The sequence below is a fragment of the Alienimonas sp. DA493 genome (genome assembly GCF_043951915.1).
Classification (GTDB): Bacteria; Planctomycetota; Planctomycetia; order Planctomycetales; family Planctomycetaceae; genus Alienimonas.
Window position 1 is genome coordinate 1 of sequence record NZ_JBINJD010000367.1, and the last position, 540, is coordinate 540.

Consider the following 540-nt stretch of genomic DNA (forward strand, 5'->3'; position numbering starts at 1 on the left):
GGATCACCTCGCCGCCGAACTGGCTGAGCTGCTTGTGGCGGCCGGCGTGGAAATAGGTCAGGCGGTTGTCGTCCAAGCCCAGCAGGTGCAGCAGGGTGACGTGCAGGTCGCGGATCGGGTGGACGCACTCGACGGCCTCGGCGCCGACGTCGTCCGTCGCCCCGACCACGCCCGGCCGCACGCCGCCGCCGGCCAGCAGCATCGTCATCGCCTTGTTGTTGTGGCCCCGGCCGAGGGAATAAACGCCGCCGCGGCGGTTGTTGTCCGGGGTGCGGCCGAACTCGCCGGTCCACACGACCAGCGTGTCCTCCAGCAGGCCCCGCCGCTTCAGGTCGCGGATCAGCCCGGCGAGCGGCTTGTCCACGCTGGCGATGCGGGAGCCGTGGCCGCGTTCCAGATAGTCGTGGCTGTCCCAGCCGCCGCTGAACACCTGCACGAACCGCACGCCGCGTTCGATCAGCCGGCGGGCCGTCAGGCACTGCTTGCCGAAGGTTTTGGTTTCCTTGCGGTCCAGGCCGTAGAGGGCGCGGGTCTCGGCGG

1 protein-coding gene is annotated in these 540 nt (G+C 70.7%); it reads right to left on the reverse strand.

The features are described from left to right. The coding region (locus ACG2DA_RS23055; RefSeq protein ID WP_395259062.1) for a DUF1501 domain-containing protein at positions 1 to 540 on the reverse strand (540 nt) is incomplete at both ends.